The sequence below is a fragment of the Thauera carbonicopians genome (assembly GCF_025699485.1).
Classification (GTDB): domain Bacteria; phylum Pseudomonadota; class Gammaproteobacteria; order Burkholderiales; family Rhodocyclaceae; genus Thauera.
The window spans coordinates 58919-74120 of sequence record NZ_JANUXN010000012.1 but is presented as its reverse complement, the minus strand read 5'-3'; the positions used below and the strand labels follow the sequence as shown (position 1 = coordinate 74120).

Below are 15202 nucleotides of genomic sequence, written 5' to 3'. Positions count from 1 at the left end.
GAGGCCGGCAAACCAGCCGAAGGCAATGCCGCAGATCGCCGCCAGCAAGGCCGACAGGTATTTCCTCCAGCGCCCCTTCATGCTTCGCCCCAACCGCTCACGGCACTTCGCAATGCGGATTGGACGCAGGCAGGCGCCCGGACGTTCCAGGGAGCTGGCGTTCCGGCGGCCGGAGTGCTGGCCGCCGGAACGCCAGCTCCCGACTCAAGAAGGCCGCACGGCCTCCTTGCTCTTGCCGTCCCCCGACGCTCCGCCGCCGCCAAGCTCCTCCATCAGGCGTGCCGCCACCAGGCCATTGACCAGGCCGAACACCACCGCGGCCAGCGCAAACACCGGCACGAGGTAGAACACCCCGTCGTGCGGCACCAGCCACAGCCGCGCCACCACCAGTTGCGCACCGATATGCGCAAACGCCGCCAGAATGCTGTGGCTGACCGGGCCGAACCAGCGCCGCGGCAGATGCATCGCCAGTCCCAGCACCACCAGGCTGGCGAGCGCGCCGGACAAGCTCAGGAAGAACCCCGGGGCCAGAAACTGGCCCAGCAGCAAGCTGCCGGCAAAGACCCGCAGCAAGGCCACCCATACGGCTTCGCGCCAGCCCCAGCGCGCCAGCACGATCAGCGTGACGATGTTCGCCAGCCCGGGCTTGACGCCCGGCAGCGGCAGCGGGATCGCCGCCTCGGCCACGGTCAGCACGATCGCTGCCGCCGCATGGCGCGCGATGCGGCGGTCCTTCGGCGAAGGAAGGAGTTCAATAGTTGAGTGAGTCATAGTCGGCCCCACGGCCGGTCAGGCTGAGGCTGACTTCGTTCGGTGCGCAGATCGCCACCGCGCCGGCCTGGGTCAGCCAGCCCTGGCGCACGCAATACTGCCGCGGGCCGGGGTCCGCGGCGACGCGTGCGCGGCCGGGCTGGATCTCGATGCGCGTGGTGCCGAGCGGCCCTGCCACATCGAGCATTCGCGGCGCCGACAGCGCGATCTCGGCCACGACCTTGCCGCCGGCGCGCACGACCGCAGTCTCGGGCCGCCCGCCCTGCCATAGCAGCGCCGCGGCATGGACGCAGAGAGCCAGGCCGGCGGCCGCGATCAGCACGTCGCCCGGCCGCAGCAGCGCCCGCCAGGCGGCAAACGGAAAGCTCACGACTGTTTTTCTTCGGCCGCCGGCGCATGCACTGCCGCAGCGCCGCGATCCGCCGCCCGCCGCGCCGCGGAGCGGTGGCGGACGATCACGCTGAGCTGGTCGCGGAAGCGGTCCGCCAGCCATTCGGCGATATAGACCGAGCGGTGCTGGCCGCCGGTGCAACCGATCGCCACCGTCAGGTAGCTGCGATTGTCACGCATGTAGGCCGGCAGCCAGTTGGCGATGAAGCGACGGATGTCCTCGCTCATGCGGGCGACTTCGGGGATCTTGCGCAGGAACTCCTTGACCGGCTCGTCGCACCCGGTCAACGGCCGCAGGCGCGGATCGTAGTACGGGTTGGGCAGGCAGCGGACGTCGAACACCAGGTCGGCATCAAGCGGGATGCCGTACTTGAAGCCGAAGGATTCGAACATCAGCGTCAGCCCCTGGCTTTCCTCGACCCGGATGAAATCCTTGACCCAGGCGCGCAGCGTGTTCGGGTGCAGATCGCTGGTGTCGATGCGATGGGCCAGTTCGGCGATGCGCGCCAGCGCATCGCGCTCGCGCTTGATCGCCTCTTCCACGGTGACGCCCTCGCCCGCCAGCGGGTGGCGGCGGCGCGTCTCGGAGAAGCGCGCGATCAGCGTCTCGTCGCGCGCGTCGAGGAAGATGAAGCGCAGGTCCGAGACCGTATCGCGCAGTTGCTCAACCTGGCTCGGCAAGGCCGCGATGCTCGCGCCCGAGCGCATGTCGACCGCGATCGCCGCCCGCGCCCAGCCTGCGCCACGCAGGTGCGTCACCAGTTGCGGCAGCAGCGCTGCCGGCAGGTTATCCACGACGTAGTAGCCGGCATCCTCCAGCACGTTCAGTGCAATGCTCTTGCCCGATCCCGACAAGCCGCTGATGAGTACGATCTGCATGGTCCCTCTTGATCTGGAAACGGCGCGCAAGATACAGGCGCGCTTCAAGCCCTTCGACCGGCGGATCGGCGTTTCGATCCGGCAGCAGGCGCCAGCCGGAATGGGTGCCTGCCGCGCACGAACGAACTTCGTTCCGCGCGGATCCATTTCCGGCGCATTCTTGCCGATCCGGGAACCACGATTGTATCTGCTTGTTGCGCTTTATCCCCGAGGCTCCAAATCGGAACCACGCAGTTTCTGCTGGGCAACCCGATAGACGCCTGGCGTCATGCCTGTCCAGCACCGAAAAGCGCGATGGAAAACGGCTGGCGAACTGAAGCCCAGCGAGTAGGATATCTCGGCCAGCGAAACGTCCTGGTGAGCGAGGTTCAGGATGGCCAGATCCCTGCGCAGCTCGTCCTTGATGCCCTGAAAGGACAGTCCCTCGTCCTGCAATCTGCGGATCAAGGTACGCGAGGACATGTGGAGTTTGCCCGACACGTCTTCCAGCGTCCGCCCGAGGTCCGCGTACAGCAATTCGCGCACCTTCAGCCGCATGGTGTGTTCATGGTACGAAGTGAAGATCCAGTCGCGAGGGGCACGCTGCAGGAACATGCGCACATCGCTGGCATTGCGTTCAGCCCGGATGCTCCCGAGCTCCGCATCGAAGATGATCTGCGAGAAAGGCCCTTCGAAGTCGATGGGCGCAGGAAAGAGAATCGGATAATCGGCAGCGAAGAGCGGACGCGGGAACACGAACGACACTCGCTGGACCGGCACTTCATGGCCGACGAGCCAGGAAACGATGCCATGCGTGAGCTTCAGCATCAGCGCATGGCCGAACCGGTTCACGACCGCTTTCGGCGATCTGGGCAGCAGTGCCAGGCTGATGGCGTTGTCCGCCTGGGACAGATGCAGGCGGTAGTCATCCAGCAGCAGGTTCCAGACCTGCGTGAAACGATGCAGTGCGACACTGATCGTCGACGCATCCATCACTGCCCGGACGATGTACTTCAGTGCGCCTGCGCGAATCGGGCGGCTCCACAAGCCCATCATCTCGTCACCCGTGGCCGATGCGCTTTCCTGATACAGCCGGACGAGTTGATCGTGCGTCAGGCGGGAACCAGGGTGCTCGATGAACTCCTTGGCAATGCCGGCCTGCTTCAAGCAACGGTCCAGGACGGGCTCCGCACATATCGAACGAAGGCTCTGCAACAAGTCCTGCACGAAGTGGAAGGAGACGGTTGCGGTGGAGGCCGTGTCGGCGATGGCGCCGATCCTGCCCATTCGGGCAGAAGCTTCCAAACCGTCCATGGCACTGACGCCTGCTTTGCGCATTGATGCTCCGATTCGACCTGCGTGATGCTCGTTTCCCAGGGCCGACGACCCCATGTCACAGCCTTTCGAGCAGTGTATCGAAGCGGCTTTCGGCATTCAGGCGATTGTCAGTTTTTGCATATTCATTGTCGCCGTCGGCAATTGGGATGCCCGTTCGGGCTGTTTACTCTGGGCGCACAAAAACCAGGAGACAGCGAAATGGAGCAGCCCGGAAACATGATGTGCATGCCCTTGCTCATCAGTTCGATCCTCGAACATGCCCTTGAAACGAGCGCAGATCAGCAGATCGTGACCGCCCTCGATGACGGCAGCCTGCACCGCTACTCCTATCGGGAGTTCGCTCGCAGGGTCAAGGAACTGGCCGTCGGTTTGGCACGCCGTGGCGTGGCCCCAGGAGCTCGCGTGGCGACTTTGGCATGGAATACCTACCGCCATCTGGAAATCTACTATGCCACTGCGGGCATCGGCGCCATCTGCCATACGGTCAATCCGCGCCTGACCCACGAACAGATCGAATTCATCATCAACGATGCTCGGGACGCGGCGGTGTTCTACGACGTGCATTTCGCCGAGCTCATCGAGTACCTGCGGGAACGGTGCCCGTCAGTGGAGCATTGGGTGCTGCTCGACGAAAGCGCCGGCGGGCACGCAGAGGGAGCGATCTACGCCGACTGGCTGGGCGCTGACAGCCGGAATTTCGACTGGCCGGCCTTCGACGAGAACACGGCCTGCGGTCTCTGCTACACCTCCGGCACCACCGGCGCGCCGAAAGGCGTGCTGTATTCGCACCGCTCGACCCTGCTGCATGCCTATGCGTCCTGCCATCCGAACGCGCTGGCGATTGCGGGCAGCGACGCGGTCATGCCGCTGGTGCCGATGTTCCACGTCAACGCCTGGGGCCTGCCGTACTCCGCGCTGATGTCGGGTGCCAGGATCGTGCTGCCGGGTTCGAACATGCAGGGCGAGCGGATCTACGCCTTGTGCGAGCAGGCAGGCGTGACCTTGTCGGCCGGCGTGCCCACGGTATGGAAAGGCGTGCTGGATCACGTCGAAAGCCAGGGCCTGGCATTCAGCACGCTGCAGCGCATCGTCATCGGCGGTGCCGCCTGCCCGCCGCACATGATCGCCGCCTTCGGCACGCGCAATGTCACTGTCCGCCACGCCTGGGGCATGACGGAAGTATCCCCGCTGGGCACCGTCTGCCAACTGCTGCCCAGGCATGCAGGGATGCCCGCCGATGATGTGCTGCAAGTGCTGGCATCGCAGGGACGTCCATTGTTCGGAGCCCGCTTCAAACTGATCGACGACGACGGCAGGCGGCTGCCGCACGACGGCATGGCCACGGGGCATCTCATGGTGCAGGGCAACTGGGTCGTCTCACGCTACTACGGCAAGGCGGAACCCGCCACCGAGGACGGCTGGTTCCGCACCGGCGATGTCGGCAGCATCGACGCGGAGGGCTATCTGCGCATCACGGATCGCAGCAAGGACGTCATCAAATCCGGCGGCGAGTGGATTTCGTCGATCGAGATCGAAAACATCGCCATGGAAGAGCCCGGCGTCGAACTGGCCGCGTGCGTCGCCGAAGCGAACGAGCAATGGGGCGAGCGTCCGGTGCTCTTCATCGTCCCCAAGCCCGATACCCGCCCATCCGCCGAGCGGATTCTCGCCCGTTACCAGGGGCGCATGGCGAAGTGGTCGATTCCCGACAAGGTCGTGTTCATCGAGCACATGCCGATGACCGCGACGGGAAAGATCCAGAAAGCCGCGCTTCGCGCGCTCGTCATGCGCGCTACCCGGGATCAATAGTTCAAGCACCCACGCCGCAACCCCTAGAGAGGAGAACATTCATGTCCGAAACCTTCCTGAAGATTTCCGAGCTGGACAACATCGGCATCGTCACCCTGAACAAGGCGCATAAACGCAATGCGCTGGACGAATGTGCGATCGCCGAGATCGATGCCTACTTTTCCAACGTGCCCCGCCACATCCGCGCCATCCTGATGACGGCTGAGGGGGATCACTTCTGCGCCGGCCTGGATCTCAGGGAACACCACGACAAGGAGCGCACCGCAGTCGATTTCCTGCGTGTGTGCCAGGGCTGGCACCGTGCTTTCGACAAGATCCAGCACGGCGGCATTCCGGTCATCGCCTGCCTGCAGGGCGCAGTGGTCGGCGGCGGTCTGGAGCTTGCCAGCGCGGCCCATGTGCGCGTCGCCGACAAGAGCACCTTCTTCGCCCTGCCCGAAGGCACGCGCGGCATCTTCACCGGCGGCGGCGCGACGGTCCGCACGGCGAAGATCATCTCGCCCAGCCGGATGGTGGAGCTGATGCTGACCGGACGAGTGCTCGATGCCGTGGAAGGCGAACGCCTGGGCCTCGCCCACTACGTCTGCAACACCGAAGCCAATCCCCGGTCGGCCTACGACCTCGGCCTGGAACTGGCACGCAGGATCGCGGGCAACGCCGTGCTCTCGAACTACGCCATCGTCACCTCCATCGACCGCATCTCCGACATGGCCGCGACCGAAGGTCTGTTCGCCGAGGGCCTGATGGCCGCAGTGGTGCAGACCGGGCGCGACGTCCAGTCGCGCCTGGGCGAATTCGTGAACAAGAAAGCCTACAAGGTCCAGCCGAACAGCTGACCGCCGCCGGCGTGTGGCTGTAGATGCATATACAGGAGAGAAAAACATGAGCTACCAAGCGCCGATCGACGACATGCTGTTCTGCATGCAGGAGCTTGCCGGGCTGGCGCAGACCGCGCAGTGGCCGGGCTTCGAGGAAGCGGGGCCGGACACCGCGGCGACCGTGCTGGAAGAGTGCGCCAGGTTCAGCCAGGGAGTGGTGGCTCCGCTCAACGTCATGGGCGACAGGGAGCCCTCGACCTGGGAATCCGGACAGGTAAGGACGGCGCCCGGTTTCAGGAGCGCCTACCGCCAGTTCGTCGAAGGTGGCTGGCAGGGCCTGCAGCACCCATCGGAGTTCGGCGGGCAAGGCCTGCCCAAGATCATCGGCGCGGCCTGCGCCGAAATGTTCAACAGCGCCAACCTGAGCTTCGCGCTCTGCCCGCTGCTGACCGATGGCGCGATCGAAGCGCTGCTGACGGCAGGCAGCGACGGGCTCAAGGCAACCTATCTCGACAAGCTGGTGACGGGCGAATGGACCGGGACGATGAATCTCACCGAGCCTCAGGCCGGCTCGGACCTTTCGCTCGTGCGCACGCGGGCCGAGCCGCAGGCCGATGGCAGCTACAGGCTCTTCGGCACCAAGATCTTCATCACCTACGGCGAGCACGACATGGCGGACAACATCGTCCACCTGGTACTGGCCCGCGTGCCCGGCGCGCCTGCAGGCATCAAGGGCATCAGCCTGTTCGTGGTGCCCAAGTTCCTGGTCGATCAGGCCGGCAAGCCAGGAGCACGCAACGACGTGCATTGCGTTTCCATCGAGCACAAGCTCGGCATCAAGGCGTCGCCGACGGCCGTGCTGCAGTTCGGCGACGAGGGGGGCGCGGTGGGCCATCTGGTGGGCAAGGAGAATCGCGGCCTCGAATACATGTTCATCATGATGAACGCGGCGAGATACGCGGTCGGCGTGCAAGGCATCGCCATTGCCGAACGAGCCTATCAGCAGGCCGCGGCCTACGCGAAGGAACGGGTGCAAAGCCGTCCCGTGGACGGCTCCACGCCGGGCAGCGCATCGATCATCCAGCATCCCGACGTGCGCCGCATGCTCATGACCATGCGTGCCAACACGCAGGCCTGCCGGGCCATGGCTACCGTGGCGGCCGCCGCATACGACGCGGCACACCACCATCCCGATGCCGCCACGCGCAGGGAAAATGCCACCTTCCACGAATTCCTGGTGCCGCTGGTCAAGGGCTACAGCACCGAAATGAGCCTCGAAGTCGCCTCGCTCGGCGTGCAGGTGCATGGCGGCATGGGCTTCATCGAGGAGACCGGCGCAGCACAGCATTACCGCGACGCCAGGATCCTGCCCATCTACGAAGGCACGACCGCGATCCAGGCCAACGACCTGGTGGGGCGCAAGACGGTGCGCGACGGCGGACGCACGGCACGCGCCGTCGCCGCGCAGATTGCCGCCACCGAAGCCGAGCTCGCCGCCCTGGACAGTGCCGCGGCGCGGGCCATGCACAAGCGCCTGCGTGTGGCGCGGGAGGCTTTCGAGCAGGTGATCGGCTTCGTGGTCGAGCACGCCGGGCAACGGCCGAACGAAGTCCATGCCGGCTCGGTGCCATACCTGATGCTGGCCGGCATCACGGTTGCCGGCTGGCAGATGGCCCGTGCGCTGCTGCGCGCGGAGGAAATGCTGAGGCGCTGCCAGGGCGATCCGGTGTTCCTGCATGCAAAGACCGTCACGGCACATTTTTACGCCGATCACGTGCTCACCCGAGTGCCTTCGCTCCGCGATGCCGCCATCGACGGGGGGAACAGCACGATGGCCCTGGCACCCGAGCACTACTGAACGGCATTCAGCCCCCGTTGCGGGCATGTCAACCCGGAAAACCCATTCGCGACCCACAAGGAGTTCCACCATGACGCAGAGCAGCAGCAATACCGAGATCGCCCAGTACATCGGCGGCACCCGCACGGCCGGCAGCGGCACCCGCACGCAGCCCGTCTACAACCCCGCCACCGGCGCGGTCAGCCGCCAGGTACGGCTCGGCAGCCGGGAGGACGTGGCGGCCGCGGTGGCCGCTGCCCGTGCGGCCTTTCCCGCCTGGGCGGACACGCCGCCGATCCGGCGCGCGCGCGTGATGTTCCGCTTCCTCGAGTTGCTGAACCGGCACAAGGACGAACTGGCCGCGCTCATCACCGCCGAGCATGGCAAGGTCTTCACCGACGCCCAGGGGGAAGTCGCCCGCGGCATCGACATCGTCGAGTTCGCCTGCGGCATTCCGCAGTTGCTGAAGGGCGATTTCACCGACCAGGTCAGCACCGGCATGGACAACTGGACGATGCGCCAGCCGCTGGGTGTGGTCGCCGGCGTCACGCCGTTCAACTTCCCGGTGATGGTGCCGATGTGGATGTTCCCGGTGGCTCTCGCGGCCGGCAACTGCTTCGTGCTCAAGCCCAGCCCCATCGACCCCAGCCCCAGCCTGTTCATCGCCGATCTGCTGAAGGAGGCCGGCCTGCCCGACGGCGTGTTCAACGTGGTGCAGGGCGACAAGGAAGCCGTCGATGCGCTGCTGGAGCATCCGGACGTGAAGGCCCTCTCCTTCGTCGGCTCCACGCCCATCGCCAACTACATCTACGAGACCGGCGCACGGCACGGCAAGCGCGTGCAGGCGCTCGGCGGCGCCAAGAACCACATGGTGGTGATGCCGGATGCCGACATCGACCAGGCCGTCGATGCCCTGATCGGCGCAGGCTACGGTTCGGCCGGCGAGCGCTGCATGGCGATTTCGGTGGCGGTGCTGGTGGGCGACGTGGCGGACAGGATCGTGCCGAAGCTGGTGGAGCGCACGAAGGCCTTGAAAGTGCTCGACGGCAGCAATCCGGCGGCCGAGATGGGCCCCATCGTGACGCCTGCCGCGCACGCGCGCATCACCGGCTACATCGAGCAGGGCGTCGCTGCCGGCGCCCGGTTGCTCGTCGATGGCCGCGGCTTCCACGGCTCGGCTGCCGGCGAAGGCTGCGAACAGGGATTCTGGCTCGGCGGCACGCTGTTCGATCACGTCGGCACCGACATGAGCATCTATCGGGAAGAAATCTTCGGCCCGGTGCTGTCGTGCGTGCGGGTGCCCGATTTCGCCGCGGCGGTGAATCTGATCAATGAGCACGAGTTCGGCAACGGTGTCGCCTGCTTCACCCGCGACGGCCATGTGGCGCGCGAGTTCGCGCGGCGCATCGAGGTCGGCATGGTGGGCATCAACGTGCCGATTCCGGTGCCGATGGCCTGGCACGGTTTCGGCGGCTGGAAGAAGAGCCTGTTCGGCGACATGCATGCCTATGGGGAAGAAGGCGTGCGCTTCTACACCAAGCAGAAGTCCATCATGCAGCGCTGGCCGGAGAGCATCGGCAAGGGCGCTGAATTCGCCATGCCGACGGCGAAGTAAAAAATGCCCGGGCGCGGCCCTGCGCCGGGATTTGCTCCCACTGCAGAGCGCACCTGGGCACGGTGCGGAAAAGGATCCGGGTCGGGGATCCGGGTCAGCCAGCCCGTGCCGCCCTCGCCTCACGCTGCGGCAGCAGGGCCAGCCAGGCACCGCCCAGCGCCGCCAGCACCAGGCCCGTCCACAGCAGCGACACGAACGGGAAGACCTTCACCACGGCGACCACGACCGGCGGCTCGCCATTTGCAGCAGCCGCTTCCAGCAGCGCCGCGGGCGAGATCCAGAACTGCACGCTGCGGCCCCAGCCGTGGTCGATCAGGGGGTCGAGCAGGTAGCCCGGCGTCGTGACGTGGCGGGCATAGCGGTAGTCCAGCAGCTCACAGACCTGCCGCATCGGGCCGTCGTAACGCTCGGGCAGGCTGCGGCTGTCGCGATAGAGCGTCTGTCCGTCCATGATTTCGCCGCGCGCGCCGCGCACTTCCACCGTCGTCACTGCGCGGATGCCGTTCTCGCCACGCCGGGCGCCGTCGTCGGCATCGCCGAAGCGGATTCCGGCCAGGCGGAAGGTATAGCCATGCCTGTCCTTCACCCAGCCGCTGGTCGCCTCTTCCAGCCCGCCCTCCGGCACCAGCTCGTGCTGCGAATAGCTGTTGAGCGCGATCGCCATCATGCCGCCCCACAGCATCAGCACCACGCCGGCATGGATCGCCGCCAGCGGCACCGACACCGACACGCCTTTCCAGCCCAGGCGCCATGCCGTCACGCCGGCCCAGACCAGGCAGCCCGCCGCCAGATAGGCCCCTGCGACCAGGCTGGCGTCGAGCAGCGGCAGCAGCGCAACGATGTTCTGCGACAGGATGCCCATGCCTGCATAACCACGCGTCAACAGGCCGCCGGACTCGGCCCCCAGCATCGCGAGCGCTGCCGCCAGCACCAGCGTCACCCAGCTCGTGCGCTTCGACAGCCGGCGGAAAAAATACCAGCCGCCGACGCCGCCGAGCACCACCAGCGGTGCCAGCAGCAGACGGGCCAGCACGTAGCCATCCACGTCCCATTGATCGAAGGCCCGGCGCAAGGCGTCCAGTTCGCTGCCGCCGGGCATCAGGTTGACCAGCATGGCGAGAAAGGGCTTGTACTCGTCCGGGCGCGGCATCCCCCTGGCTTCCGCACCGAAAGCGAAAGCCAACTGCGCCAGCGCCGCGACGCCGGCCGCCAGGAAGCCGAGCTGCGCCAGCCACAGCCCGATGCCCGACGCCGGCCGCCCCGGCACGCTTCTGCGATCGCGCCGGGCCAGCGCACACCCCAGCCCGGCCAGCAGCAGCACGATGGCGAGCGCGAGATGGACGATCCACGAATCCGCCCCCACGTAGCGGTGCGAGCTGGCGAGCATCGGATTGCGCGTCACCGCCATCGCCAGCGGCGCCATCAGCGCGGCAAGCAAGGCCGCCCAGGGCACGGCCCAGCCGCGCTTGCGCCCGGGCGCCCAGCCGGCGACACCATGCAGATGGGCGCTGAGAAAGCACCACAGGCAGAAGGCCGCGGTCTGCACCGGGTCCCAGTGCCACACCTGGCCGTACATCGCATCCTCGAAAGCCCACACCATGCCGAAGCCGATGCCGGCGGTCAGTACCGCCCAGGCCCGCCGCGCCCGTGCGCGGGCGAGGCCGGGCCAGGCCGGCTGTGCACCGCGCAGGGCGGCCAGCGCGGGCGCCGCCAGCGACAGCGTCCAGGCATAGGCCAGCACCACCAGCGGCGCATGGAACAGCATCCAGATCTTCATCAGATGGGCGTTCATGCCCTGCGACGGCGCTTGCGCCAGCCATTTGGCCGGCGTCGCCGCGAACGGCGCCAGCCAGACCGCGGTCAGCGCATACCAGGCGGCGATCGCCGCGGCGACGGACCAGCGGCCCGCATCCGCCCCGGCGCGCACGCCGCTCGCGGCCAGGCTCAGGCAGCAGGCCGCCAGCAGCAGCGTCGTGCCTTCATCGCCCCCCCACACATTGGCCAGCTTCAGATGCAGCGGCAGCTCGGCGCTGCTGTACAGCCAGACGTAGCGCAGCGCGAAGCCGTCCGCGGCGAAATGCCAGCCCAGCGCCAGCACGCATCCCCAGGCCAGCGCCGCGGCCAGCGACAGCACGCGCGGACGCCCGGCCGGCCTGAACGCCGCATGCAGCGCCAGCACGGCCGCGACCACGAGCATGGCCTGCCCCGCCGCTGCCCAGCCGGCCGCCAGCGCCGCGGCAGCCACGGCAATCGCCCAGGCCGGCACGGCACGAAACGACGCGCCCATTTCAGTTCGCCTCCACCCGCAGCACTTCCGGGTAGTAGCACATGAAGCCGGTGGCGCAGTGCGCTTCGGAGGGTCTCAAGGCCATGGCGAAATCCCGCACCGCCGCATCGTCCGCGCCGCCGCCCACGCGGTCGACGACCGACTTCACCATGCGCACGCTCGCCAGCTTGCGTGCCGTCGGCGCCTCGCGCCCGGCGATCTTGATCGCCGCCACTTTGCCGCGCCGCAGCGCGGGAATGGCACACAGGCCGCAAGGCCCGTAAGGCAGGCCTTCCGGCGTGGTGCTGAAACCGCAGGAGAAGCGGTACCAGAGCCAGCGCTCGTAGGCCTCGTCGTTCTCCCGCAGGCGCGCCGCCAGATGCGGCGGCAGTTCGCCGCCATCCCGGCGGCGGTAGCTGTACCGGTAGCGGTCGAGGCAGATCGGCCCGCCCATCTGCCCCGGCAGATGGATCGTATGGCAGGCGCCCTCCTCGAAGACGCAGCCGTCGTTGAGGACGAAAGCCTCGATCTCGATGTCCGGCACTTCGGCGGCGATGCCGGCGGCTTCGTCGATGGTCACGTCGCGCGGCAGGATCAGCCGGCGCGCACCCAGCTCGAGGCACAAGCGCGCCGCTGCCGCGTTGCGGCAGGTCGCCACCGAGCTGACATGCACGCGCAGGGCGGGAAAGCGCGCCGCAAGCACATGGACCAGGCCGAGATCGCTGACGATCAGCGCATCGCCGCCGATGCCGGCAAAGCGCTGCGCGATTTCCACCGCCGCCTCGGCCTGTGCGGCCGGGTAGTTCTGTGCATTCAGCACCAGCGACAGCATGGCGCCGTGGGCGTGGGCCAGCTCGACGGCAGCGGCCAGATCCTCGTAGCTCTTCAGGTTGCCGGACGGCCGCCGGTTGGCGCTCAGGGCATGGAAGCGGCCGAGCCATTCCGGCGGCACCAGGCCGCAATAGAATTCGCTGGCGCCGGCCTGCGCCAGCAGGCCGATCTCGGACAAGCGGGACACCGGGGCGACGATTCTCACAAGGACTCTCCCGCAACGACCAGGCGCGCGACCCGGCCCATGCCGACCGCATGCCTCAGGGAATGCGCCATCGCATCGGAATGGCGGCTGAACAAGGTGTTGCCGAGCTGCACCGCGCTGCAGGCATCCTCCCGCCCCGGCCGCGAGGCCGCCGCCGACATGCGCAGGCACTCCTTCTTGCAGCGGCGGCCGACGGCGAAGCGCTCCGGTCCCGTCATCGACAGGCTTCCCACGCGGCACATCCTCCCCTTGGCCACATACACGAAGGGCAGATGCACGCCCGCCGGCAGCGGCAGGCCGTCGAGCGCTTCCTCGCCGGGAAAGACCGGCATGTCGAGTTCCAGCCGGCGGATGCCGAGGCGCTCGAACAGCGCACGCATCGCCGGCGCCGCCAGCGCATGACCGCAGCGACCGGCCCAGCCCGCATCGAGGCGCGGGTCCTTGGTCATGCGGCACAGCACCCGGCCCGCCACCAGCCCGAGGGACGGAAAGCGCGTCGCCACCAAGTGGGCCACGCCCCAGTCGTTGGCCACCACCTCCATGCCGTCCGGCAGCAGCGGCAACAAGGCATCGAGCCGCTCGATCACGCCGGGCGAAGCGACCGGCGTGAGCAGGGCGAAACGCAGGCCGCGCTCGCTGGCCTGGCGCACGGCTTCGCGCAAGACACGCGGCGACGGCAGCAGATGCTCGCAGAACTCGCTACCGAAGTGCAGATGCGTCGGCGCCAGCGGGGCGAGCCAGGCGGCCAGCGACGCATCGCCATGGACGCGCCGCCAGTGCTGTTCGCGCACGGCGGGCACTGCTGCAGTCCAGTCGAGGGCGATGGGACGGGTTGCCGTCACCGCCAGCTCGGGGGTATCCATTCCGTTTCGTCCTTGCGGCCCCGGGCCGCGCACAGACCGCATCGGAAGAACCGGCGCGCTGCCGGCCTGCAGCAGCGCGCACGGCACTCACAAGGCCATCAGCACCGACTTGAGTTCGGTGTATTGGTCGAACACCGCGCGTCCCATCTCGCGGCCGATGCCCGACTGCTTGAAGCCGCCGAACGGCATCGAGTTGTCCAGCACCGTATGGCAGTTCACCCACACCGTGCCGGCCTTGATCCGCGGAATCAGCCGATGCACCCGCGTCAGGTCGTTCGACCAGATGCTCGCCGCCAGCCCGTAGGGCGTGTCGTTGGCGCGGCGGGCGACTTCGTCCAGGTCGTCGTACGGCATCGCCACCACCACCGGGCCGAAGATCTCCTCGCGCACCACCCGCATGTCGTCGCGCGCATCGACCAGCACCGTCGGCTTGACGAAGTAGCCGCCGCCCGCACCCGCCTCGCCGCCGACCGCGGCACGCGCCCCTTCATCGAAGCCGCTGCGGATGTAGCCCATCACCCGTTCCTGCTGCACCGCCGAGACCAGCGGGCCGAGCTGGGTGTCGGGATCGAGCCCGGCGCCGACCTTCATGCCGGCGGCGATGTTCGACAGCCCTTCGACCACCTGGTCGAACTTCTTCTTGTGCACGAACAGGCGCGAGCCGGCGGTGCAGACCTGGCCGGAGTTGAAGAAGATGCCGTGCGCCGCGCCGGCCGCCACCGCGTCGACGTCGGCGTCGTCGAGCACGATCATCGGGCTCTTGCCGCCGAGCTCGAGCGAGATGCGCGTCATGTTGTCGAGCGCGGCCTTGCCCACCAGCTTGCCGATCTCGGTCGAGCCGGTGAAGGCGAGCTTGTCGATGTGCGGGTGCGAGGACAGCGCCGCACCGGCGACATGGCCCAGGCCGGTGACGACGTTGAACACCCCGGCCGGGTAGCCCGCTTCCTGCACCAGTTCGGCCAGGCGCAGCGCGCTCAGCGGGGTTTCCTCGGCCGGCTTCAGCACCATCGTGCAGCCGCTGGCCAGCGCCGGCCCCATCTTCCACGCCGCCATCAGCAGCGGGAAGTTCCACGGGATGATGGCGCCGACCACGCCGACCGGTTCGCGCCGGGTGAAGCCCCAGAACTCGCGCTCGCGGATGATCGGCACCGAGGGCTGCATGGTCTCGCCGCCGAGCTTGGTCGCCCAGCCGGCCATGTAGCGCAGCGAGTCGACCACCAGCGCGACGTCGGCGAAGCGCGCCACCGTCACCGGCTTGCCGTTGTCCAGCGCTTCGAGCTCGGCCAGTTCCTGGGCGTTGGCTTCGACCAGGTCGGCCAGCTTCATCAGCAGGCGCTCGCGGTCGACCGGGCGCATGACCGCCCAGTCGCCGCCGTCGAAGGCCTGGCGCGCGGCGGCCACCGCACGGTCGATGTCGGCCTTGCCGCCGGCCGGCACCTTGGCGAAGGCCTGGCCGGTGGCCGGGTCGAACACGTCCAGCGTGCCGCCCTCGCTCGCCTCCACCCAAGCGCCGCCGATCAGCAGGCGCTTGGGCTTCGCCACGAAGCGGCGTGTGTTCTCATTCAGCAGCGCACTCGTATGTGCATCCATGTCCTGTCTCC

12 protein-coding genes are annotated in these 15202 nt (G+C 67.7%); 4 read left to right on the top strand and 8 right to left on the bottom strand.

Annotated features, from left to right (window positions below):
- Positions 1-204: 204 nt before the first annotated feature.
- The 4 genes from NX068_RS14800 to NX068_RS14785 form a co-directional block, all read right to left on the bottom strand.
- Positions 205-771 (bottom strand): Gx transporter family protein, encoded by a 567-nt coding sequence (locus tag NX068_RS14800; protein WP_263462025.1) that lies wholly within the window; start codon positions 769-771, stop codon positions 205-207.
- Complete coding sequence (locus NX068_RS14795; protein WP_263462024.1) at positions 752-1141, bottom strand: NusG domain II-containing protein; 390 nt, start codon at positions 1139-1141, stop codon at positions 752-754. The genes NX068_RS14800 and NX068_RS14795 overlap by 20 nt, the downstream gene beginning before the upstream one ends.
- Positions 1138-2040, bottom strand: a complete 903-nt coding sequence (gene rapZ, locus NX068_RS14790; protein ID WP_263462023.1) for an RNase adapter RapZ — start codon at positions 2038-2040, stop codon at positions 1138-1140. Before rapZ ends, NX068_RS14795 begins: the two co-directional genes overlap by 4 nt.
- A 201-nt stretch (positions 2041-2241) precedes the next feature.
- Positions 2242-3357, bottom strand: a complete 1116-nt coding sequence (locus NX068_RS14785; protein ID WP_263462022.1) for an AraC family transcriptional regulator — start codon at positions 3355-3357, stop codon at positions 2242-2244.
- A 24-nt stretch (positions 3358-3381) separates the two neighbouring features.
- Between NX068_RS14785 and NX068_RS14780 the strand changes: the two genes are divergently transcribed.
- From NX068_RS14780 to NX068_RS14765, 4 genes are all read left to right on the top strand, one after another.
- Positions 3382-5166, top strand: a complete 1785-nt coding sequence (locus tag NX068_RS14780; protein WP_263462021.1) for a long-chain-fatty-acid--CoA ligase — start codon at positions 3382-3384, stop codon at positions 5164-5166.
- 41 nt (positions 5167-5207) lie between these two features.
- Positions 5208-6002, top strand: coding sequence for a crotonase/enoyl-CoA hydratase family protein (locus NX068_RS14775; protein ID WP_263462020.1), 795 nt, complete (start codon positions 5208-5210; stop codon positions 6000-6002).
- Between the two features lie 46 nt (positions 6003-6048).
- A complete protein-coding gene (locus NX068_RS14770; RefSeq protein WP_263462019.1) occupies positions 6049-7842 on the top strand; it encodes an acyl-CoA dehydrogenase in 1794 nt (597 codons plus the stop codon).
- 70 nt (positions 7843-7912) lie between these two features.
- Positions 7913-9436, top strand: a complete 1524-nt coding sequence (locus tag NX068_RS14765; RefSeq protein ID WP_263462018.1) for a CoA-acylating methylmalonate-semialdehyde dehydrogenase — start codon at positions 7913-7915, stop codon at positions 9434-9436.
- Positions 9437-9530: 94 nt separating this feature from the next.
- On the opposite strand, the gene ccsA is transcribed toward NX068_RS14765, so the two are convergent.
- From ccsA to NX068_RS14745, 4 genes are all read right to left on the bottom strand, one after another.
- Positions 9531-11723 (bottom strand): cytochrome c biogenesis protein CcsA, encoded by a 2193-nt coding sequence (gene ccsA, locus NX068_RS14760; RefSeq protein WP_263462017.1) that lies wholly within the window; start codon positions 11721-11723, stop codon positions 9531-9533.
- A gap of 1 nt (position 11724) precedes the next feature.
- Positions 11725-12738, bottom strand: a complete 1014-nt coding sequence (locus NX068_RS14755) for a U32 family peptidase (RefSeq protein WP_263462016.1) — start codon at positions 12736-12738, stop codon at positions 11725-11727.
- The gene (locus NX068_RS14750; RefSeq protein WP_263462015.1) at positions 12735-13601 is read right to left on the bottom strand and encodes a hypothetical protein; all 867 of its coding nucleotides are present in this window, start codon (positions 13599-13601) and stop codon (positions 12735-12737) included. The genes NX068_RS14755 and NX068_RS14750 overlap by 4 nt, the downstream gene beginning before the upstream one ends.
- A gap of 87 nt (positions 13602-13688) precedes the next feature.
- Positions 13689-15191: an aldehyde dehydrogenase family protein gene (locus NX068_RS14745; protein WP_263462014.1), complete on the bottom strand. Its 1503-nt coding sequence runs from the start codon at positions 15189-15191 to the stop codon at positions 13689-13691.
- Positions 15192-15202: the final 11 nt, after the last annotated feature.